The sequence below is a fragment of the Arthrobacter sp. Z1-15 genome, assembly GCF_054792395.1.
In genome coordinates this window covers 1,307,988-1,327,095 of the sequence record NZ_CP096454.1, presented here as the reverse complement: position 1 = coordinate 1,327,095, position 19,108 = coordinate 1,307,988, and the positions used below count along the sequence as shown (strand labels likewise).

The 19,108-nt window shown below is 63.1% G+C and carries 12 protein-coding genes and 3 rRNA genes; 2 read left to right on the top strand and 13 right to left on the bottom strand.

The genetic code is table 11. The features are described from left to right. Positions 1-3: 3 nt before the first annotated feature. The 3 genes from M1D40_RS06100 to M1D40_RS06090 are packed head-to-tail and all read right to left on the bottom strand — an operon-like array spanning position 4 to position 2,105. Positions 4-243 (bottom strand): hypothetical protein, encoded by a 240-nt coding sequence (locus M1D40_RS06100; RefSeq protein ID WP_461170550.1) that lies wholly within the window; start codon positions 241-243, stop codon positions 4-6. A gap of 4 nt (positions 244-247) precedes the next feature. After that, positions 248-1,246 carry an HAD-IIA family hydrolase gene (locus tag M1D40_RS06095; protein ID WP_461170549.1) on the bottom strand — a complete coding sequence of 333 codons (999 nt, stop codon included), beginning with the start codon at positions 1,244-1,246 and terminating at the stop codon, positions 248-250. Between the two features lie 4 nt (positions 1,247-1,250). Beyond that, positions 1,251-2,105: a hypothetical protein gene (locus tag M1D40_RS06090; RefSeq protein WP_461170548.1), complete on the bottom strand. Its 855-nt coding sequence runs from the start codon at positions 2,103-2,105 to the stop codon at positions 1,251-1,253. A 156-nt stretch (positions 2,106-2,261) separates the two neighbouring features. Between M1D40_RS06090 and M1D40_RS06085 the strand changes: the two genes are divergently transcribed. Further along, positions 2,262-3,368, top strand: a complete 1,107-nt coding sequence (locus tag M1D40_RS06085) for a hypothetical protein (protein WP_461170547.1) — start codon at positions 2,262-2,264, stop codon at positions 3,366-3,368. A 584-nt stretch (positions 3,369-3,952) separates the two neighbouring features. On the opposite strand, the gene rrf is transcribed toward M1D40_RS06085, so the two are convergent. The 6 genes from rrf to M1D40_RS06055 all read right to left on the bottom strand — a co-directional run bounded on the left by rrf (position 3,953) and on the right by M1D40_RS06055 (position 14,577). Continuing rightward, positions 3,953-4,069 (bottom strand): 5S ribosomal RNA (gene rrf, locus M1D40_RS06080). A 314-nt stretch (positions 4,070-4,383) separates the two neighbouring features. Further along, positions 4,384-7,549, bottom strand: a 23S ribosomal RNA gene (locus M1D40_RS06075). 527 nt (positions 7,550-8,076) lie between these two features. Then, positions 8,077-9,606, bottom strand: a 16S ribosomal RNA gene (locus M1D40_RS06070). The 16S, 23S and 5S rRNA genes sit together here, the layout of an rRNA operon. 639 nt (positions 9,607-10,245) lie before the next feature. Beyond that, positions 10,246-11,565 (bottom strand): tyrosine--tRNA ligase, encoded by a 1,320-nt coding sequence (gene tyrS / locus M1D40_RS06065; RefSeq protein ID WP_461170546.1) that lies wholly within the window; start codon positions 11,563-11,565, stop codon positions 10,246-10,248. A 13-nt stretch (positions 11,566-11,578) separates the two neighbouring features. Then, positions 11,579-13,846, bottom strand: coding sequence for a HelD family protein (locus tag M1D40_RS06060; protein ID WP_461170545.1), 2,268 nt, complete (start codon positions 13,844-13,846; stop codon positions 11,579-11,581). A gap of 173 nt (positions 13,847-14,019) precedes the next feature. Then, entirely contained in the window at positions 14,020-14,577 is a 558-nt protein-coding gene (locus M1D40_RS06055) for an adenine phosphoribosyltransferase (RefSeq protein WP_445818953.1), read from the bottom strand. 261 nt (positions 14,578-14,838) lie between these two features. On the opposite strand from M1D40_RS06055, the gene M1D40_RS06050 reads away from it, so the two are divergent. After that, the gene (locus tag M1D40_RS06050; protein ID WP_461170544.1) at positions 14,839-15,831 is read left to right on the top strand and encodes an aldo/keto reductase; all 993 of its coding nucleotides are present in this window, start codon (positions 14,839-14,841) and stop codon (positions 15,829-15,831) included. A gap of 57 nt (positions 15,832-15,888) precedes the next feature. Here the strand turns inward: M1D40_RS06050 and M1D40_RS06045 are convergent, their stop codons facing one another. The 4 genes from M1D40_RS06045 to M1D40_RS06030 all read right to left on the bottom strand — a co-directional run bounded on the left by M1D40_RS06045 (position 15,889) and on the right by M1D40_RS06030 (position 18,987). Then, entirely contained in the window at positions 15,889-16,539 is a 651-nt protein-coding gene (locus M1D40_RS06045) for a DNA-3-methyladenine glycosylase (RefSeq protein ID WP_461170543.1), read from the bottom strand. A 71-nt stretch (positions 16,540-16,610) separates the two neighbouring features. After that, entirely contained in the window at positions 16,611-17,459 is an 849-nt protein-coding gene (locus M1D40_RS06040; RefSeq protein ID WP_461170542.1) for an SRPBCC domain-containing protein, read from the bottom strand. Positions 17,460-17,570: 111 nt separating this feature from the next. Continuing rightward, positions 17,571-18,296 carry a maleylpyruvate isomerase family mycothiol-dependent enzyme gene (locus tag M1D40_RS06035; RefSeq protein ID WP_461171014.1) on the bottom strand — a complete coding sequence of 242 codons (726 nt, stop codon included), beginning with the start codon at positions 18,294-18,296 and terminating at the stop codon, positions 17,571-17,573. Between the two features lie 172 nt (positions 18,297-18,468). Next, positions 18,469-18,987 carry a pyridoxine/pyridoxamine 5'-phosphate oxidase gene (locus M1D40_RS06030; RefSeq protein WP_461170541.1) on the bottom strand — a complete coding sequence of 173 codons (519 nt, stop codon included), beginning with the start codon at positions 18,985-18,987 and terminating at the stop codon, positions 18,469-18,471. Between the last annotated feature and the right edge of the window lie 121 nt (positions 18,988-19,108).

Sequence of the window (19,108 nt, the reverse complement as noted above, 5' to 3'; positions counted from 1 at the left end):
TTCTTAGCGCTCCTCTGAGGGATCGGTGTTCAGTTGGGCCAGCAGGCCGTCGTGCAGCGCCGCATAAACGGAATGATGGCCGGCAACGGGGAGGTCAGCCAGTGTGACCAAAGGTTCCAGGGCTGCGTTGACCGCGGGGTCCGCCGTCGGTGCGCCGGCCTCCGGCCAGGCGCGGCCAACCGGGGGCTGCTCGCCTGCGTTCTCCATGGTGCGGCTGTCCCCTCCCTCTCCGACGTTTGTCACCAGCTTATCCGCCGGGGGTGACAGTCCAGCTGAGCACGGGTGCAGAGGAACTTTCCTCGTCCGGCCGCGCGTTCCACCAGGCGGCGCAGGCCGCCCGCCAGCTGTCCAAATTGCTGCTGTCCCCGGAAATCTCCAGGGTTTCCCCGGATACCCGGGCCGTGGAGGTTCCGCAGACGTATCCGCCGTCCCGGGCTTTTACGTCCGGGTAAGGCGCATAGAGTGCGTCAAGGTCTGCCAGCAGGTAGGTGGGCCGTTCCGCGGTGCGGGCAGCAAGTGCCGTCTGCGGGGTGTCGACGCCGGTGAACACCAGCGCCGTCGCAAAGCCGGCGTTGTTGCCGCCGAGGATATCGGTGTCCAGGCGGTCGCCCACAACCAGCGGGGTTTCGGAGCCCAGATGGCGGGCCGCCGTCAGGAACAGCGGGGCTTCGGGCTTGCCGGCCACCAGCGGCGTCCTGCCGGTGGCTGCCGCAACGGCGGCCACGAGCGTTCCGTTTCCGGGGGCAATCCCCCGGGCCTGCGGAATGGACATGTCGGTGTTCGTAGCAACCCAGACGGCGCCGCGTTCCACCGCAAAGGCTGCCTCGGCCAGGTCTTTCCAGCCGAGCCCGGGATCGAATCCCTGGATGACTGCATCGGGCCGGTCATCGGCGGAGTGCACCGGCACCAAACCCTGTTCTTGGACCTGCTCGGTGAGCCAGGCGCTGCCGGTCACGAGGACCGTGGCGCCGGCCGGCACCTGGGCTGCCAGCAGCTCAGCGCCGGCCTGGGCCGACCCGAACACGGTTTCCGCTGTTGCCGGGGCGCCCAGCTCGCGCAGGTGCGCCGCCACGGTCTCGGAGGAACGCGAGGCGTTGTTGGTGACGTATGCCAGCTGCACACCGGCGCCCTCGAGGCGCTGCAGGGCCTCAACGGCTCCCGCAATGGCGTGCGGACCGGCGTACACGACGCCGTCCAGATCGGAAAGGACGGCGTCGTACCCGGCAATCAGCGATGTGTCCGCCATGGTGCTACGCGCGATCCTCGTCAGCGTCGCCGGTCGGCGCGTCGGCGGAGAAATCGTCGTTGTCGTTGCCGTCGTCGTGCTGGCCGGCGGCGTTGTCGTCATCCTCTTCCTCTGTTTCGAGGACTCCGATCACGCCTTCCTGCTCATCAGAGGGCAGCGTGTCGATGTCGTCGCTGAGATCCATCTCGTTGACAACCGTGACTGTCTCCGCAGGAGCAGCAAACGGGGTCTCGGAGCGCTCCGGGCCGGACTGCTCGTCCCGGTCTTCACGGCCGTGGCGGGTGCGGGCCGGCTTCTCCTCGTCGTCGCCGACCAGGTCGAAGATGTCCGGCTCGGCGAAGTCGCCGACGCCGAGGGCCTTCTCGGCCAGCAGCGCACGGTTGCGCCACTGCTCGGCTTCCTCGTTGCGCTCCGCCAGCTCCAAGGCATCGGCGTAGGCGCGGAACAGGCGCGGGCTGAAGGAGAACGCGCGGTTCTTGTCCAGCTGCGGAATTTCCAGCGCGGTCACGGCGGCGTCGTACTGTTCCATGTCCATGCGGGCACCGGAGGCAACAATGGCCATATCGACCTGGCCTGCAATGTCCAGTTCCTTGGCTTCGTCCGAGCGGGCGATGTCCAGGGCACGGTCGGGACGGCCGAGGCCGCGTTCGCAGTCGGCCATCATGGCCAGGTAGGCGTTGGAGCCGCTGATCCGGCGGTAGGTGCGGAACTCGCGCAGCGCTTCGCCGAAGTGCTCGGAAGCGTACGCCGTGAGGGCTACTGCTTCGCGGACCGCTGCCATGCGTCCGCCGCGGCGGCTGGCGGCAAGGGCGTGCTGGAAGGCGAGTTCGGGCTCATCGTCGATCAGGCGTCCTGCCATGACCAGGTGCTTGGAGACCCACTCACCGCTGACTTCCTCAAGGACGCGCAGCTGAGCGCGGGTGACCTTGTCCAGTTCCTGGCCTGTGACGTCCTCGTCGATCTCGGGTGAACGCTCGCGGTCCGGGCGGTTTGCACTGCGCAGGTCGCGGGCGTTGTGCTTGCGCTCGACAACCGGTGCATCCTCGCCGCGGGCCGGACGGTCCTTCGAGAAGGACGGCTTACGGTCTCCGTCGCGGGGAGGACGACGGTCGTCGCCGCCACGGGCGGGACGATCACCGAACGACGGCTTACGGTCTCCACGGTCTCCGAAAGACTTACGCTCACCATCACGAGCCGGACGACGGTCGTCGCCGCCACGGGCGGGACGATCACCGAACGAAGGCTTACGGTCCCCATCGCGGGGAGGACGACGATCGTCGCCACCGAACGAAGGCTTGCGATCTCCACGATCGCCGAAGGACTTACGCTCACCATCACGAGCCGGACGACGATCATCGCCGCCGCGTGCAGGCCGGTCGCCGAACGACGGCTTACGATCCCCGCGGTCACCAAAGGACGGCTTACGATCTCCACGATCGCCGAAGGACTTACGCTCACCATCACGAGCAGGCCGGTCGCCGAACGACGGCTTACGGTCCCCATCGCGGGGAGGACGACGATCGTCGCCACCGAACGAAGGCTTGCGATCTCCACGATCGCCGAAGGACTTACGCTCACCATCACGAGCCGGACGACGATCATCGCCGCCACGGGCGGGACGATCACCGAACGACGGCTTACGATCTCCACGATCGCCGAAGGACTTACGCTCACCATCACGAGCCGGACGATCACCAAAGGACGGCTTACGATCTCCACGATCACCAAAGGACTTACGCTCACCATCACGAGCCGGACGATCACCGAACGACGGCTTACGAGCCCCACGATCACCGAAGGACTTACGCTCACCATCACGAGCCGGACGACGATCATCGCCGCCGCGTGCAGGCCGGTCGCCGAACGACGGCTTACGATCCCCGCGGTCACCAAAGGACGGCTTACGATCTCCACGATCACCGAAGGACTTACGCTCACCATCACGAGCCGGACGATCACCGAACGACGGCTTGCGATCTCCACGATCGCCGAAGGGCTTACGTTCTCCGTCACGGGCGGGACGGCGATCGTCGTCGCTGCGTGCCGGGCGGTCATTGAAGGACGGCTTCCCGTCCTTCGAGTAGGGCTTACGCTGCGAAGACGCTCCGCGGTCACCGAATGACTTACGCTCGCCGTCACGAGCCGGACGGCCTCCGAACGAAGGCTTGCGGTCCTCGAAACGCTTGGGGGCGTTCCTGTCGTTTGTGGGCGGGCGGTTTGACGAGCTGCTGCCGGCTGCGTTGTTTCCTTCGCTACCGCGCTGATCCCTGTTACTTTGCTCTGACATGCTGGTGAGTTCCTCTCGTCGTGAGCCGACCAACGGAATTTACTGCAGTCGCTCGTCACTATGGATATATAAAGTTGATTCAAAAGTTTGTGGGGCCCAAACCGGGCACAAGCCAATTCTAGTGCAGGCTGGTCCAATCATCGTCTCCCCATGCCTGGATGCTTATCTTGATTAGGTGAGACTCCCCACCTCGGCAGCACCCGGCAGCCGAACCCCGCGACAGAAGACGACGCCGGGATTGGACGCGGAGAGTCACCCGCAGGGCAGAAGACGTGACCAACCTCTCCGCGAGATGGCGGTCAGTGCACGTACCAGCGCCCAGATGTGCTGCAGGCGTCTCGGGGAGGAACCCGGGGCCCGGTTAAACAAGTAAGGCCCCGCCAACAATGGCGGGGCCTTACTCTCTCAACCGAAATATTGTCCGGCGGTGACCTACTCTCCCACATCCTCCCGGATGCAGTACCATCGGCGCTGTGGGTCTTAGCTTCCGGGTTCGGAATGGGACCGGGCGTTTCCCCCACGCTATGACCGCCGTAACCCTTCCACCCGCACCACCCCGGCACTACAAACCCCGGGGTGAGGGGAAAACAATGGTCACAACAAGAAACACACCCCAACCACCAACCCCTAAAGGCCGAACAGTCAGGCATGCATTCCCCATAGGTGAATACATTCTTCATTCTACGGCACCCGCCCCCTGTTAAGAGAGCGATGGTGCCGGTTCCAGGAGTGACAAACCACACGGGTTTGTTATCCGGGAACCACATAGTGGACGCAAGCAGCACATGATCTAACACAACCCTTTATACTTTGGAGGACCGTTTGAAGTCGTGTCCTCCCAGATTGTGGTGTGGTGTAAGTTATCGGCCTATTAGTACCGGTCAGCTTCACGGGTCTTTAGTCCCCGCTTCCACATCCGGCCTATCAACCCAGTGGTCTGGCTGGGGGCCTCTCACACACAAGGTGTATGGAAATCTCATCTCGAAGCGGGCTTCCCGCTTAGATGCTTTCAGCGGTTATCCCATCCGAACGTAGCTAATCAGCGGTGCACTTGGCAGTACAACTGACACACCAGAGGTTCGTCCGTCCCGGTCCTCTCGTACTAAGGACAGCCCTTCTCAAATTTCCTGCGCGCGCAGCGGATAGGGACCGAACTGTCTCACGACGTTCTAAACCCAGCTCGCGTACCGCTTTAATGGGCGAACAGCCCAACCCTTGGGACCTACTCCAGCCCCAGGATGCGACGAGCCGACATCGAGGTGCCAAACCATGCCGTCGATATGGACTCTTGGGCAAGATCAGCCTGTTATCCCCGAGGTACCTTTTATCCGTTGAGCGACGGCCATTCCACAATGTACCGCCGGATCACTAGTCCCGACTTTCGTCCCTGCTCGAGATGTCTCTCTCACAGTCAAGCTCCCTTGTGCACTTACACTCGCCACCTGATTGCCAACCAGGCTGAGGGAACCTTTGGGCGCCTCCGTTACTCTTTAGGAGGCAACCGCCCCAGTTAAACTACCCATCAGGCACTGTCCCTGACCCGGATTACGGGCCGAAGTTAGATATCCAGTATGACCAGAGTGGTATTTCAACGATGACTCCACCCGAACTGGCGTCCGGGTCTCACAGTCTCCCACCTATCCTACACAAGCCACACCGAATATCAATACCAAACTATAGTAAAGGTCTCGGGGTCTTTCCGTCCTGCTGCGCGTAACGAGCATCTTTACTCGTACTGCAATTTCGCCGAGTTTATGGTTGAGACAGCGGGGAAGTCGTTACTCCATTCGTGCAGGTCGGAACTTACCCGACAAGGAATTTCGCTACCTTAGGATGGTTATAGTTACCACCGCCGTTTACTGGGGCTTAAATTCCCAGCTTCGCCCGCAAGGGCTAACCGGTCCTCTTAACCTTCCAGCACCGGGCAGGAGTCAGTCCGTATACATCGTCTTGCGACTTCGCACGGACCTGTGTTTTTAGTAAACAGTCGCTTCCCCCTGGTCTCTGCGGCCCCGATCCCCTCCGGACAGCTAAGTGTCCATCAAGGTTGGGGCCCCCCTTCTCCCGAAGTTACGGGGGCATTTTGCCGAGTTCCTTAACCATAATTCTCTCGATCGCCTTAGTATTCTCTACCTGATCACCTGTGTCGGTTTGGGGTACGGGCGGCTAAAACCTCGCGCCGATGCTTTTCTAGGCAGCATAGGATCACCGGATTCCCACCAAAGTGGGTCCCGTCAGATCTCAGGATCGTCATCAAAGACACAGCAACGGATTTACCTATCGCTGACCCTACATCCTTAGACCAGGACAACCATCGCCCGGCCCGGCTACCTTCCTGCGTCACACCTGTTAATACGCTTACCTCCCGGGATCAGGTCCCGCGCTCCACCAAAAACCGGGTCGCCACAAGGGCGGCCGGTCAGGTATCGGGCGGTTAGTGTCCCCCGTTCAGTATTGGCGGTTTTTCGCCGGTACGGGAATATCAACCCGTTGTCCATCGACTACGCCTGTCGGCCTCGCCTTAGGTCCCGACTTACCCAGGGCAGATTAGCTTGACCCTGGAACCCTTGATCATTCGGCGGACGGGTTTCTCACCCGTCTTTCGCTACTCATGCCTGCATTCTCACTCGTGTAGGCTCCACCGCTGGTTTACACCGCGACTTCACTGCCCACACGACGCTCCCCTACCCATCCAAACGCTTGAACGAAAATGGATAAACCATCCGCTTGGCTAATATTTGAATGCCACAACTTCGGCGGTGTACTTGAGCCCCGCTACATTGTCGGCGCGGAATCACTTGACCAGTGAGCTATTACGCACTCTTTCAAGGATGGCTGCTTCTAAGCCAACCTCCTGGTTGTCTTCGCAACTCCACATCCTTTCCCACTTAGCACACGCTTAGGGGCCTTAGTTGGTGGTCTGGGCTGTTTCCCTCTCGACTATGAAGCTTATCCCCCACAGTCTCACTGCTGCGCTCTCACTTACCGGCATTCGGAGTTTGGCTGACGTCAGTAACCTTGTAGGGCCCATTAGCCATCCAGTAGCTCTACCTCCGGTAAGAAACACGCAACGCTGCACCTAAATGCATTTCGGGGAGAACCAGCTATCACGGAGTTTGATTGGCCTTTCACCCCTACCCACAGCTCATCCCCTCCATTTTCAACTGAAGTGGGTTCGGTCCTCCACGCGCTCTTACACGCGCTTCAACCTGGCCATGGGTAGATCACTCCGCTTCGGGTCTAGATCACGCCACTGCATCGCCCTGTTCAGACTCGCTTTCGCTACGGCTTCCCCTCACGGGTTAACCTCGCGACGTAACACTAACTCGCAGGCTCATTCTTCAAAAGGCACGCTGTCACAAGCACAACACCACAAGTGGCATCGCCCTGCTCCAACGGATTGTAGGCACACGGTTTCAGGTACTGTTTCACTCCCCTCCCGGGGTACTTTTCACCTTTCCCTCACGGTACTTGTCCGCTATCGGTCATCAGGGAGTATTTAGGCTTACCAGGTGGTCCTGGCAGATTCGCACGGGATTTCTCGGGCCCCGTGCTACTTGGGATCCTCTCCAAGCGGCAGCATACATTCCGGTTACGGGGCTAACACCCTCTACGGCCCGGCTTTCAAACCGGTTCACCTATGCACCTGCACTCACTTCACCAATCCGGCAGAACTGGTACGGAAAGTCCCGCAACCCCAGTGATGCAACGCCCGCCGGCTATCACACACCACTGGTTTAGCCTCTTCCGCGTTCGCTCGCCACTACTAACGGAATCACTGTTGTTTTCTCTTCCTGTGGGTACTGAGATGTTTCACTTCCCCACGTTCCCTCCACGCACCCTATGTGTTCAGATGCGGGTCACCCGGTCACTCGCGCGCCGGGCGGGGTTTCCCCATTCGGACATCCTGGGATCAACGCTCGGTTATCAACTCCCCCAGGCTTATCGCAGATTCCTACGTCCTTCTTCGGCTCCTGATGCCAAGGCATCCACCGTGTGCCCTTAAAAACTTGACCACAAAGATCAATAAATATTATCGCTATCGAGAAAACCACGATCTCACCAGGCACCCCGAAGAGCACCCGGATCCACCAGGTTTATCTGAAATTGCACTTAATAATTTTAAGATGCTCGCGTCCACTATGTAGTTCTCAAACAACAACCCCGTCACACCCCGCACCCCCCACGTATTCACCGTGAAAGCCTTAGGTCTGCGCAGGAACAACCAGAAACAACACGAACCCGTGCCACTTCCAACCATAACGATTGTCAGTTCATACGGTCCTGTTGTCTCAGGACCCAACAGTGTGCCAAACGGTAAAACCCGGTACTCGAAACACCGGCAACCCTTTCCAACCGGTCCACCCCCGCAAGCGGGGAAGAAACGGCGTACTCATGCTGCCGGGCTCAACGCCGGGCACCTGCCTATTGATATTCCACCCTTGAGCACCCACCGAAGAACAAACGCCTTCGATATGGGCATCTCCTGCAAAGCACGCATCCCACACAGTGGAAGGACACGCAACCTTGAGGTGCTCCTTAGAAAGGAGGTGATCCAGCCGCACCTTCCGGTACGGCTACCTTGTTACGACTTAGTCCCAATCGCCGGTCCCACCTTCGACGGCTCCCTCCCCACAAGGGGGTTAGGCCACCGGCTTCGGGTGTTACCAACTTTCGTGACTTGACGGGCGGTGTGTACAAGGCCCGGGAACGTATTCACCGCAGCGTTGCTGATCTGCGATTACTAGCGACTCCAACTTCATGAGGTCGAGTTGCAGACCTCAATCCGAACTGAGACCGGCTTTTTGGGATTAGCTCCACCTCACAGTATCGCAACCCTTTGTACCGGCCATTGTAGCATGCGTGAAGCCCAAGACATAAGGGGCATGATGATTTGACGTCGTCCCCACCTTCCTCCGAGTTGACCCCGGCAGTCTCCTATGAGTCCCCGCCATAACGCGCTGGCAACATAGAACGAGGGTTGCGCTCGTTGCGGGACTTAACCCAACATCTCACGACACGAGCTGACGACAACCATGCACCACCTGTAAACCGGCCACAAGTGGGGGACCTGTTTCCAGGCCTTTCCGGTTCATGTCAAGCCTTGGTAAGGTTCTTCGCGTTGCATCGAATTAATCCGCATGCTCCGCCGCTTGTGCGGGCCCCCGTCAATTCCTTTGAGTTTTAGCCTTGCGGCCGTACTCCCCAGGCGGGGCACTTAATGCGTTAGCTACGGCGCGGAAAACGTGGAATGTCCCCCACACCTAGTGCCCAACGTTTACGGCATGGACTACCAGGGTATCTAATCCTGTTCGCTCCCCATGCTTTCGCTCCTCAGCGTCAGTTACAGCCCAGAGACCTGCCTTCGCCATCGGTGTTCCTCCTGATATCTGCGCATTTCACCGCTACACCAGGAATTCCAGTCTCCCCTACTGCACTCTAGTCTGCCCGTACCCACTGCAGACCCGGGGTTGAGCCCCGGGCTTTCACAGCAGACGCGACAAACCGCCTACGAGCTCTTTACGCCCAATAATTCCGGATAACGCTTGCGCCCTACGTATTACCGCGGCTGCTGGCACGTAGTTAGCCGGCGCTTCTTCTGCAGGTACCGTCACTTTCGCTTCTTCCCTGCTGAAAGAGGTTTACAACCCGAAGGCCTTCGTCCCTCACGCGGCGTCGCTGCATCAGGCTTTCGCCCATTGTGCAATATTCCCCACTGCTGCCTCCCGTAGGAGTCTGGGCCGTGTCTCAGTCCCAGTGTGGCCGGTCACCCTCTCAGGCCGGCTACCCGTCGTCGCCTTGGTGGGCCATTACCCCAACCAACTAGCTGATAGGCCGCGAGTCCATCCAAAACCGCATCAAGCTTTCCACGGACCGCCATGCGGTGGTCCGTCGTATCCGGTATTAGACCCGGTTTCCCAGGCTTATCCCGAAGTTAAGGGCAGGTTACTCACGTGTTACTCACCCGTTCGCCACTAATCATTTTGTGCAAGCACAAAAGTCATCGTTCGACTTGCATGTGTTAAGCACGCCGCCAGCGTTCATCCTGAGCCAGGATCAAACTCTCCGTAAATGTGTTACAGACACAGGGCCGGAGCCAAGGAAAATTGGCTGCACGGTCCTGCACTAAATTCGAAACCAGCTAAAAAAGTCCTCCGCGCCCACGGGGTGGGCGGAAGAACCAGTTCAACCAATTAAAATAATTGGTATCAATAAACTTGGCACACTATTGAGTTCTCAAACAACAGATGCATCCGAAATACTCGGAAAAACAATGTTTTGTTTTTCTTTTCTCTTCTCTTCGCTGCAGTGTTTCTTTATTCTATTTCATCCGGACTGTTTTAGCAATTCGGGATAATTCCCGTCCTGCGTTGTTTTGTCCGGCTGAACCCGTCACGAAGCGTCCGGATCTTGTCCGTTGCTGTGTGGTGGGGTTTTGCTGCCGGTTCCGGGAGTCTCACTTGCAGATACACTTCGCAGTGTCTGTCAGGCGCTCACCGGGGCAACTCACTCAACTTTACACATCCTCGGCGGTCGGCGCAAACCCCCGCAGTGTGACCTCCTGCACGCTGCACCGGCCTCCCGGCGGCCCTTCCGCGGATCTCCTTTCGAAGGATGCTCCCGGAACGGAGAAAGCCGGCTCCCCGCCCCCAGGTTCCGAAGATTCCGGAACCGGTGGAGGGGAAACCAGCCTTCAAACGGGCCGTTAAAACTATACGGCGGAGACTTCCACGGTTGCAAGAGTCCGCTTCCCGCGGCGCAGCAGCAGGTACCGGCCGTGCAGCAGCTCGCCGCCGCCGATCACTGCCTCAGCATCCGTGACCTTGCGGTTGTTAACGTAGGCGCCGCCTTCGGCAACGGTCCGCCGCGCAGCGGAGTTGCTCGCCGAAAGCCCGGAAGCCACCAGCAGGTCAACGATGCCCAGGCTGCTGCCGTCCACAACCACCCGCGGGAGCTCGGCGGTGGCCGCAGTCAGGGTGTCTTCATCCAGGCCCTCGAGTTCGCCCTGGCCGAAGAGTGCCGCGGAAGCCGCGATCACCTTGTCTGTTGCCTCTGATCCATGGATCAGCGAAGTGACGTCGTACGCGAGCCGGCGCTGGGCCGCCCGCTTGTGCGGCTCCTCCGCTACGGAGCGTGCCAGCTCTTCGATTTCCGCCTTCGTCAGGAAGGTGAAGACCTTGAGCCGGTCCACGACGTCGGCGTCGGGGGTGTTCAGCCAGAACTGGTACATCGCGTACGGGCTGGTCATGCTGCCGTCCAGCCAGATGGCGTTGCCCTCACTCTTGCCGAACTTGGTGCCGTCGGAATTGGTGATCAGCGGCGTGCCCATGGCGTGGACGCTCTTGCCCTCCACCTTGCGCACCAGTTCGGTGCCGGCCGTGAGGTTACCCCACTGGTCGGAGCCGCCGGTTTCCAGCACGCAGTTGTAGTTGCGGAACAGCTCGAGGTAGTCCATGCCCTGGAGCACCTGGTAGCTGAACTCGGCGTAGGAAATGCCTTCGTCGGAGTTCAGCCGGGAGGAGACAATCTCCTTCTTGATCATGGTGCCCACCCGGAAGTGCTTGCCCACGTCCCGCAGGAAATCCAGGACGCTCATGGGTGCAGTCCAGTCAAGGTTGTTGACCATCTGCGCGGCGTTGTCCCCCTCGAAGCTGAGGAAGCGCTGCACCTGTCCCTGCAGGTAACCGACCCATTCCGAGACGGTTTCCTTGGTGTTCATGGTGCGTTCCGCCGTCGGGCGCGGGTCCCCCACCAGGCCGGTGGAGCCGCCCACCAGTGCCAGCGGGCGGTGCCCGGCCAGCTGCAGCCGGCGCATGGTCAGCAGCTGCACCAGGTTGCCCAGGTGCAGGCTCGGCGCCGTCGGATCGAAGCCGCAATAGTAGGTGATCGAATCCCCGGCGAGCAGTTTCTCCAGTTCGGCCTCGTCAGTGGATACGTGGACCAGTCCACGCCACTTCAGTTCCTGCCAAATGTTGTCGAAAGTCGGATCGTTCTTCTGGGCGCGCAGGCCCGCTGGGGTTTCAGTAGTCACGGTTTCCAAAATATCAGGCTTCTTCGTCAACAATGCCAGCGGGGATCGGGCCGGCGGCAATAAGACGCAGCCGCTGCGTCGGGCGGGTCATCGCCACGTACAGGTCCCCGACCTTCCCGGCCGCAGCGGTCAGCAGCTCTTCAGGTTCCAGAATGACGACGCCGTCGAACTCCAGGCCCTTGGCCTCCCGAGGTGACGTCACCACTATGTCCTGTTCCATCCCGCCGGCACCGGTGCCCAGCCGCCGGCCGTACTCGGCGCCAACTGCGCGGCGCACGGCGTCGAGGTGGTGTTCCTCGGCAATGATGGCCAGCAGGCCGCCTTCCAGCGCTTCCAAATCCTCGGGCAGGACCTCCATGAGGCGTGTTACCAGCCCGCCCTCCGGCACCTGGTCAATGAACGGCGCCCAGCGGCCTTCGCGGACTGCCTTGGGTGCGGAGACGACCAGCCCGGCAGCGTTGGCCATCCGTACTGCCGCCTCGGCGATCTGCGCCGGGGTGCGGTAGTTCACGGTCAGCTCTTCGAGCGTCCAGCGGTCCCCCACGAACGGGGTCAGCGCCTGCTGCCAGGAAGTGGCGCCGGCGGCGGAACTGGTCTGGGCGATGTCCCCGACGACGGTGAAGGACTTCAGCGGGCAGCGGCGCATCAGCAGGCGCCACTGCATCGCTGAAAGTTCCTGCGCCTCGTCCACCACGATGTGCCCGAACGCCCAGGTGCGGTCGACGGCGGCGCGGTCGGCTGCGGTCAGGCGCGCCTCCCCCACCGTGTTGTGGTCCGCGAGGTCCTCGGCGGACAGGATGCCGTGGGCGCCGGAGTCCTCGAGGAACCCTTCAGTGTTCTCGATGGCGCGCTCGGCGTTGGCCAGGTCCCGCTTGCGCTGTTCCTCGCGCAGGGCATGGTCGCGTCCGGCGGAGGCGTCAAGCTCCCCCAGCAGCTCGGCGGCCTCGTCCAGCAGCGGGATGTCCGATTCGGTCCACGGCGCGTCCGGGCTGCGGCGCAGCAGGCGAAGCTCCTCCGGGCTCAGTCCGGGAGCAGCGGCCTCGAGGTGGCCGGGCTTGCTGAACAGTTCGGAGAGCAGTTTCTCCGGGGTCATCGGCATCCAGCACAGGTTCAGGGCCACGCGCACATCGCGGGAGCTGCGTACGTCTTCGGCCAGGTAGGCGCGGTCGGTGCTGTTGCCGGCGCCGGCTGATTCCTCCAGCTGCTCGGTCAGCTGCTCGGTGAGCTCGCGCAGCAGGATCTTGACGAACGTCACGCGCGCCTCGTTGTGCGGCTTACCGGTGGCGCGGGCCTTGTCGCGCGCCCGCTGCACCATTTTGGGCGTCAGCGTGAGGATGGTTCCCTCGACGTTCAGCCGCCGCGGTTCGAGCACCAGGCGCTGGCGGTTGGCGACGGCGTTGGCGACCACCTGCGCCATACCGATCCGGCCCTTGATCTCGGCGACGTGGGCGTTCTCTTCCGGCACGGCACTGATGCCCGGCATCAGCTGGCCGAGGCTGGACATGACGACGCCGGTCTCACCCAGGGAGGGCAGCACGCGTTCGATGTAACGGATAAAGGCGTTGGAGGGGCCCACCAGCAGGACGCCGGCCGACTTCAGCCGTTCGCGGTGGGTGTACAGCAGGTAGGCGGCACGGTGGAGCGCGACGGCGGTCTTGCCCGTGCCCGGGCCGCCCTGGACCACCAGGGTGCCGGCCAGCGGTGCACGGATAATGCGGTCCTGCTCGGCCTGAATGGTGCCCACAATGTCGGACATCTGCCCGGTGCGCTTGGAATTCAGGGCTGCCAGCAGCGCGCCTTCGCCCTGCAGCGCCTCCTCCTCTTCGAGCATGGTGTAGTCCAGCACATCGTCTTCGATGGCCTGCACGTTCCGGCCCTTGAGGATCAGGTGGCGGCGGCGGCGCACGCCCTGGCGCTCAAATGCGGTGGCCTGGTAGAAGGTGCCCGCTTCGGGCGCCCGCCAGTCGACCATCAGCCGCTGAAGGTCCTCCGTGGAGAGGCCGATGCGGCCGATGTAGCGTTCCTCCCCGTCGTCGAGGTCCAGCCGGCCGAAAACGAGCCGGTCATCCACCGCATTCAGCTGTGCCAGGCGGTCCTCGTACATGGTGGCAAAGGCGTCGCGCTCGGAGCGGTTCTGGTGTGAACCGGCCGAGTGGCTGCGCCGCACCTGGGCCAGCTGTTCGCGCTTTTCCTCGCGGAGTTCATCGAGTCGCTGGTACAAACCGGCGACATAGTGTCGCTCATGTTCCAGCTCGTGGTGGGCAGAAGACGTTTCAGGCATGTTCGCGTTCCCTCTCGCAAAGGCAGACCGTCAAGTTTAGCGTGCATTTGGACTTTTTCCACGCATTGAGCTAGCCGGGTGAAACCGACCCTTGCCGGGATGGTCATGATGCACCGTAAGTGCGCGACAGCCGGGCGCCCTGCGGGGGCGCCCGGCCATGTACTGGAGTGTGTTTAGTAAGTGGTCAGGGCATGGACGGAGTAGCCGTCCAGTGCCCGGCGGCCGCCGAGGTCGCGCAGTTCGAGCACGACGCCGAAACCGGCAACAATTCCGCCGGCCTTCTCGATGAGGCGGGCCGTGGCGCCGAGCGTTCCGCCGGTGGCGAGAACGTCGTCGAGAATGAGGATCCGCGAGCCGGCGGGGAAATCGTCCTGGTGAACCTCGAGCGTGTTCTCGTTGTATTCCATCGAGTAGCTTTCCGAGAACACCTCGCGCGGCAGCTTGCCGGGCTTGCGGACGGTCAGGACGCCCTTGCCGGCGGCATAAGCGGCGGCTGCCGCCAGGAGGAATCCGCGGGCCTCGATGCCCGCGACGTAGTCAAAGCGTCCTTCGTACTCGGCCAGCAGGGAGTCCACGACACCCCGGAAGGCCGGTCCGTCGGCAAAAACGGGGGTCAGGTCCCGGAAGACGACGCCGGGCTTGGGGTAGTCCGGCACAACCGCTCCGAGGCGTTCGATGGTGTCGGCTATTGACTCAGTGTTCTGTGCGGCATCCGCGGGCGTTTCTTTCACCCATCCACCTTACCGGCTGCATCCGCTCCGGCCCGAGCTGTGCGGACACCTGTGGCACTTGTCTCGCCGCCCGCCGTCCCCCGGACGGCGGGCGGGGCACACACGGGACCGGCTCCGGGCGGGCCGTGGAGCCGAGCGGGGCAACCGGCTGGAGGAAAGGCTGGAGGAATAAAGGGGCCGCAGGCGCCGGTTGGCATGTTGCGTGCCCTTTGGACAGGGCACTGGAACTAACGGCACCAACAGTCAAGGATTGCAACACATATGGCTAACCTGCACGAAGTGCTTCAGAACAAGATTGGATTCGGCACGGCCCCGCTGGGAAACATGTTCCGCGACATTCCCCAGGAGGAAGCGCTGGCAACGGTGGAGGCCGCCTGGAACGCAGGCATCCGCTACTTCGACACCGCGCCCTTCTACGGAGCCGGCCTGGCGGAATCACGCTTGGGCGAGGTCCTCTCGCAGTACAACCGCGATGAGTATGCGCTGAGCACCAAAGTAGGGCGGCTGATTCTGGATGAAGAGGAGGAGAAAGGCTCCGGCCTCTTCAACCATGGGCGTTCGAACAAGATCGCCACGGATTACACCGCGGATGCGACCCTGCGGTCCATCGAGCAGAGCCTAAACAGGCTGAAGACGGACCGGCTGGACTTTGTGTTCATCCATGACACGTCCCGGGATTTCCTCGGGGATGAATGGGTCAGCAAGTTCGACGAGGCAAGGACCGGCGCGTTCCGGGTCCTCGCCCGGCTGCAGGACGAGGGCGTCATCAACGGGTGGGGCCTCGGCGTCAACACCACCGAGCCCATCGAGCTGGCGATGGACATGGACGAGGCTGCTCCGACCATGAGCCTCTCCGCCACGCAGTACACGCTGCTGCAGCACGAGCGTGCCCTGCAGCGCATGATGCCCGCTGCGCTGGAGAAGGGCGTGGGCATCGTGGTCGGCGGACCGTTCAACTCCGGCGCACTGCTGGGCGGCGATTACTTCGACTACGCCGAAATCCCCCCGCAGGTCAAGGCACGGATCGCTGAACTGACCTCCATCGCCTCCCGGCACGGGGTGAGCCTCAAGGCCGCTGCCCTGCAGTTCTCCACCGCCCACCCCGCTGTGGCTGCGGTCATCCCTGGCTCCAGCCGGCCCGAACGCGTCGCGGAGGATATTGCCGCCATGAAGGCTGAAATCCCGGGTGCCTTCTGGGACGAGCTGCTGGAAAACAAGCTCATTTCAGCACAGGCTCCGCTTCCGCGCTCCTGACAGCTTGCTTCACGGGCGGCGTTCGGGATGGCACTCATCCCGAACGCCGTTGTGCGTTCAGGGCCGGAGCGCCGTCGCTCCTGCGGCGGTCCGGCGCCGCGGCTGTGCGGGGCGGTACTTGGAAACGGTGGGATCCCCGGTGAGCCAGAACCGCCAGGGATATTCGATACTGCCGCCCGGCCCGCTCACGCCCACCCTGGGGCCGGTGGAGACCAGCTGCTCCGGCACCGGGGCGGCAGGCAGCTCCAGCCGCAGCGGGGCGGCGAACACGTCGGCGCCGTCCAGGGCACGGTTGATGCCCAGCGCCTGTGCCAGCCGGGCCGGGCCGCGGGCCAGGTCCAGGTCGGTGCGCGGGTTGCCGCGGCGTTCCCTGGCGGTTTCGCGGCCGTTGATGATTTCCCCCGCCCGCAGCAGGAGCCCGGTGGCCTGCCCGTCCTCGCCGCAGACCACGTTGGCGCAGTAGTGCATTCCGTAGGTGAAGTACACGTACAAGTGCCCGGCCGGACCGAACATGGTGTTGTTGCGGACGGTGCGTCCGCGGAAGGCATGTGATCCGGGGTCCACGTCTCCCATGTAGGCCTCCACTTCGGTGACGCGGACGGTTACCGGCTCCCCGCCGCCGTCGTGCGTCAGGGTGGACCCCAGCAGGAGGCGGGCCGCCTCGGTGGCCGGCACTGCAAGCCGTGATCGTGCGCCTGTCTCTTCCATGTCTTCGACCGTAGCAAGACCGGGCCCGCGCCGAGGAATTGGTGCGGGGGCGGGGTTCTGCGCACGCGCGCCTACAGCATGGAGCGGTAGAAACGCTGCAGCGCTGCAAGCCGGTGCGAGTTGGGGTGCGGAGTGTTGCCGTCGAGCCGGTCGCACACGGAATCGAGCGCGGCATGCCAGGTTGCCAGCAGTCCGGCGGCCTCGTCCGGGCTTTCCGGGACGGGTTCACGGATGACCATCCGGGTTTCTTCGCCGTGCGCAGCCATCGCCAGCTGCGCGTCACCGCCAATGCCCCGGCTCCGGCCGACGGCGTCGAGCGCGGCTTCCACGTCCTCGCCGGGAGCTCGGTACCAGCGCTCGAAGACCAACTCGGCGTCGGCTCCCGTGCCCGACACAACCCCCATGCTCGGCGACACATTGAAGTCCCTCGCGTAGGCGTCACGCAGCGCCAGCCAGTCCGCCGTGCTGTCCGGGTCCGGGTCCCGCCCTGCTGCCACGTTGGCAAACGAGTGCAAAATGCCCTGCCACCCCGCACTGCCTTCAGCGAGGAAATCAGGGCTGTCGGTCCGGGAGCGGAACTGCAGCAGGGCTCCCCCGCCGCTTTCCAGCACCTGCCATTCCAGGACTGATTCCAGCCCCAGCTCGTCTTCCCAGGTGATCTGCAGGCTGGAACGCGGTTCAAGCTGCAGGACGGTTCCGGAGTTGCTGCCGCCCTCCATGTCCAGCGTGTATTCCTTGCCCAGCTGCCAGCCGGGCCTCACCTGTCCCAGCCAGCGCGAGACTTTGACGGGGTTGGTCAGGATGTCCCAGATGTGCGCCGTCGGATAGTCGAGCTGACGGTCGAACGCGACGCAGTATCCGTCCGTGAGTTTCTCAATGCGGCCCTCGGGGACCGGTGCCGCGCTGAAGCGTGCCGACATGGGATGTCCTCCTGTCCGGGAGCAGCCGGGTTGGACTTGTTCCAGCGTAGCGTCCGGCGCGAACGGTCCGTAAGGCTTCCGGGCCGTTGCGCCGCCGAGGCGGTCCTCTCGCTACTTGGCCGGCAGCGCCGAGGGCCAGGGAAGGAGCGTCGGAAGTTCCACGCCGTCGGCGGCGGCTTCCGCGCGGAGGCTGCCGAGGCTGGGAGTACGTCCGGCCAGCCAGGCAGCGATGTCCGTTGCCATGCCGTTCACCGAAATAGTTGTGGAGGCCGGCTCTCCCGGGGCGGAACTGCCCAGGACCCGCGGAGGCAGCGCGAGAGGCTGCAGCCTCAGCCGGACTCCCGCCGGCACGCGGGCAGCAAGGAACCCGAACAGGTGCTCGCAGAACTGCGGCGACCAGGTGTCGGCGTCGACCCCGACGTCCAGGTCGGTCAGGTGAATCACCAGCTCACGCCACATTGCCAGGCCGCCGTCCCGGACCACGCCGCTGCGGTAGGAAATGGGGGCGTTCCAGTCCGCTGGCTGCAGCCCGCGGAAGGCCGCGAGCACACGTTCCAGCGAGTCGTTCAGTTCCTGGCGGTGCCTGTCGGCACTGCGGACCGCGCCTTCTTCTATGGCCCGGTTCCGGCCATTGGCACCGCCGTCGTAGAGCTCTACCGTTTCTCCGCGGGCAGCGTACTCCAGCTGGCGGGCCATGCCGTCGGCGACGCCGGCCACATGGGCCAGCACATGGCCGCGCGTCCAGTCCGGGAGCCGGGAGGGAGCACGGACGTCGTCGTCCGAAAGGTTTTTTATGTGCTCCTGCAGGGCTGCCGCGGCCGCTTCCATGCCGGCCATGAGCTGCGGCGGCGAGGGGCGGGGTGCCGGCTTCGGGGCGGAAGAGGCGGGGGAAGAACCGGGGCGGGAAGATTCGGGGAGACCAGTCATGGACCCACACTAGGCGGAAGTCCCCGGGAAACAGGGCAGCGTGCAACCCGCGGTTGACCGGTGTCGGTGGCTGCCGCCGCGGCTACAGCTCGTAGCGGTGCCGGATGTGCCGGCGGCCGGGGTCTGCCTGCCAGAATTCGATCTCCCGAGGCTGAACGGCATAGAGCTGCCATTCGGGGTTTGCGCTGCCGTCGGCGGACGGACGCTCCGCCCAGTCCCGCGCCGAGGCAGCCTCGGACAGCTGCACGACGGCGCCGCTGACCCGGATCTGGCGCCCCATTTCCGACCAGTAGAAATTCATGGCGGCCCGCGGGTTCTCCGACAGTTCCAGGCCTTTGCGGGAGGTGCGGGAGGTGGCGAAGTGCCAGCCGTCGCCGTCGAGCCCTTTCAGGATGAGCATCCTCGAGGAGATGTTTCCGCCCGCATCTGCCGTCGCCAGGGAGAAGGCGTGCGGCTGCCGGACTCCGAGGTCGAGGGCTTGGTCCAACCAGGAACGGAACAGCTCGGCCGGATCGGACGGCGCCGAGGCCGGGTCGAAGGCGGGCAGGTCGTTCGGGAAGTCGGGCAGGGCGCGCAGCATTTGCCGGAAGGAGTCGCTCATGGGCCAAGGGTAGCGGCGGGACATGAAAAGGCAGGCCTGAAACCTCCGCAACCACACCCAAATGACCGCTCGTGGAAACTCCGGCGGCGGAACGGGTGGACCACGTCCGAACACGGCACTG